The sequence below is a fragment of the Pedobacter sp. B4-66 genome (assembly GCF_018492665.1).
Classification (GTDB): domain Bacteria; phylum Bacteroidota; class Bacteroidia; order Sphingobacteriales; family Sphingobacteriaceae; genus Pedobacter.
In genome coordinates this window covers 1-3,471 of record NZ_JAFVME010000031.1, presented here as the reverse complement: position 1 = coordinate 3,471, position 3,471 = coordinate 1, and the positions used below count along the sequence as shown (strand labels likewise).

Annotated in this window: 2 tRNA genes and 1 rRNA gene; all 3 read right to left on the bottom strand. The window is 48.1% G+C overall.

The annotated features are described in order from the left end of the window. Positions 1-152: 152 nt before the first annotated feature. Positions 153-3,030: ribosomal RNA gene (locus J1905_RS23490) — 23S ribosomal RNA — on the bottom strand. Positions 3,031-3,262: 232 nt separating this feature from the next. Continuing rightward, positions 3,263-3,339: transfer RNA gene (locus tag J1905_RS23485), tRNA-Ala, on the bottom strand. 17 nt (positions 3,340-3,356) lie between these two features. Beyond that, a tRNA-Ile gene (locus J1905_RS23480) sits at positions 3,357-3,430 on the bottom strand. Positions 3,431-3,471 lie beyond the last annotated feature (41 nt).

Sequence of the window (3,471 nt, the reverse complement as noted above, 5' to 3'; positions counted from 1 at the left end):
GGAAGAGGTAGACACCACCGATATAGGCACCTAAATATTTTTAAAGTTATTTTGCAGGCTTCTTTTTACATTGCTGTATTGTTTCCCACATCATAACGATGACATATTATTGAAAGAAGTTAAGTTTTGAAGAACAAACAACAGTTTACTGCTCTTGAAAGCTTCGGATTATTAGTATTACTCGACTTTGATGTCACCATCTTTACATCTGTAACCTATCAACGTAGTAGTCTGCTACGGTCCTATATGGAATTCTCATCTCGTGGCTAGTTTCGCACTTAGATGCTTTCAGCGCTTATCTATTCCCAGCGTAGCTACTCTGCAATGCCCCTGGCGGAACAACAGATTCACTAGAGGCTAGTCCAACCCGGTCCTCTCGTACTAAGGTCAGCCCCACTCAAAATTCCAACGCCCACAACAGATAGGGACCGAACTGTCTCGCGACGTTCTGAACCCAGCTCGCGTGCCACTTTAATCGGCGAACAGCCGAACCCTTGGGACCTTCTCCAGCCCCAGGATGTGACGAGCCGACATCGAGGTGCCAAACCTCCCCGTCGATATGAGCTCTTGGGGGAGATCAGCCTGTTATCCCCAGCGTACCTTTTATCCTTTGAGCGATGGCCCTTCCATGCAGAACCACCGGATCACTATATCCGTCTTTCGACCCTGATCGACTTGTATGTCTCACAGTCAAGCAAGCTTATGCTATTGCACTCCTCATACGGTTACCAAGCGTATTGAGCTTACCTTTGAAAGCCTCCGTTACCTTTTTGGAGGCGACCACCCCAGTCAAACTACCCATCAAACAATGTCCCCCGACCAGCGGGGTTAGACACCGAATACAGAAAGGGTGGTATTTCAACGTTGACTCCACGACGCCTGGCGACGCCGCTTCATAGTCTCCCACCTATCCTACACATCCTGTATCCAATGTCAATGTTAAATTGTAGTGAAGGTGCATGGGGTCTTTCCGTCCCGTTGCGGGTACCCGGCGTCTTCACCGGGACCACAATTTCACCGAGCTCATGGCTGAGACAGCGCCCAGATCGTTACACCATTCGTGCAGGTCGGAACTTACCCGACAAGGAATTTCGCTACCTTAGGACCGTTATAGTTACGGCCGCCGTTTACTGGGGCTTCGATTCAATGCTTCTCCTTGCGGATGACATCCCCTCTTAACCTTCCAGCACCGGGCAGGTGTCAGGCCTTATACTTCATCTTTCGATTTTGCAAAGCCATGTGTTTTTGTTAAACAGTCGCCTGGGCCTTTTCACTGCGGCTGATATTGCTACCAGCGCCCCTTCTCCCGAAGTTACAGGGCCATTTTGCCGAGTTCCTTAGCCATGATTCACTCGAGCACCTTAGAATTCTCTTCCCGGATACCTGTGTCGGTTTGCGGTACGGGTTTTTATAACCTGAAGCTTAGCGGTTTTTCTTGGAAGTCTGATTACCTGCACTATCCACGCCCCCGAAGGTTTGCGGTACTATCAGCGTTCAGCAAGACCGGCGGATTTGCCTACCAGTCCTATACCTACAGCCTTCAACGATCTATTCCGTCAGATCGCGGCAGTGTCACTACTCCGTCCCCACATCGCAGTTATAAAAAGTACGGAAATATTAATCCGTTGTCCATCGAATATCCCCTTCGGGTTCTCCTTAGGCCCCGACTAACCCTGATCCGATTAGCGTTGATCAGGAAACCTTATCCTTTCGGTGGGCGGGTTTCTCGCCCGCCTTATCGTTACTTATGCCTACATTTGCTTTTCCAGAAGCTCCACCACAACTTACGTCATAGCTTCGCTGCCGCTGGAATGCTCCCCTACCGTAATATTAATATTACCCATAGCTTCGGTGTACAGTTTAATGCCCGTTTATTATCCATGCCCGATCGCTCGACTAGTGAGCTGTTACGCACTCTTTAAATGAATGGCTGCTTCCAAGCCAACATCCTAGCTGTCTATGCAATCGGACCTCGTTAGTTCAACTTAACTGTAACTTGGGGACCTTAGCTGATGGTCTGGGTTCTTTCCCTCTCGGCGCGTGACCTTAGCACCCCGCGCCTCACTGCCGTGTATATTAAATAGCATTCGGAGTTTGTCTGGATTTGGTAGGATTTGACTCCCCCGCACCCAATCAGTAGCTCTACCTCTATTTAACTCTACCACGACGCTGTTCCTAAAAACATTTCGGGGAGTACGAGCTATTTCCCAGTTTGATTAGCCTTTCACCCCTACCCACAGATCATCCGGAAACTTTTCAACGTTTATCGGTTCGGTCCTCCAGTACGTGTTACCGCACCTTCAACCTGTCCATGGGTAGATCACAAGGTTTCGCGTCTACCTCCCCTGACTATACGCCCTATTCAGACTCGCTTTCGCTTCGGATCCGTGTCTTAAACACTTAACCTTGCCAGAGAAGAGTAACTCGTAGGCTCATTATGCAAAAGGCACGCCGTCACGCCACCTGGACGCTCCGACCGCTTGTAAGCACACAGTTTCAGGTTCTATTTCACTCCCCTGTTCGGGGTTCTTTTCACCTTTCCCTCACGGTACTGGTTCACTATCGGTCTCTCAGGAGTATTTAGCCTTACCGGATGGTGCCGGCAGATTCCCACAAGGCGTCTCCGACCTCGCGGTACTCAGGATACTACTAGACTAATGGTACTTACGTGTACGAGGCTCTCACTCTATATTGCCAGGCTTCCCATCCTGTTCCACTTCATTGCATTATAATCATATCGTAGTCCTACAACCCCACTAATGCCGTAACATTAATGGTTTGGGCTCTTTCCCGTTCGCTCGCCACTACTTAGGAAATCATTATTATTTTCTCTTCCTCTGCTTACTTAGATGTTTCAGTTCGGCAGGTTTGCGTATTTATACGACTAGTCTTCAACTAGCCAGGTTGCCCCATTCGGAAATCACCGGATCAATTCATATTTGCTAATCCCCAGTGCTTATCGCAGCTTATCACGTCCTTCATCGCCTCTGAGAGCCAAGGCATCCCCTGTGTGCTCTTATTTACTTTCTTCTCTCCATAGCCTTTTGCGCCTATGGAAATGCTTTTTTTGATGGTTGTTATCTCTTTAGTTTGTGTACAGTAATTGCTTACCATTCACTCACTTCCAAGCTAACAACGTCTCTATTGTTGTTTGCTCTTCTTTTTTAACTTCTTCCAATATGTCAAAGAACTGTTCTATCCCGGGTTACTTTCCTTGCGGTCTGTTTCCTATTTCTATACCTTTTATATTAGGTACCGGTGATGGTGGAGAATAACGGAGTCGAACCGTTGACCTCCTGCGTGCAAGGCAGGCGCTCTAGCCAGCTGAGCTAATCCCCCTTAAGATTAATCTTATGTAGTCCCGAGCAGATTTGAACTGCTGACCCCTACATTATCAGTGTAGTGCTCTAACCAACTGAGCTACGGGACTATCTTATTCAGCTGTGGTATTGTTCTGAGGTGTCTCATTCA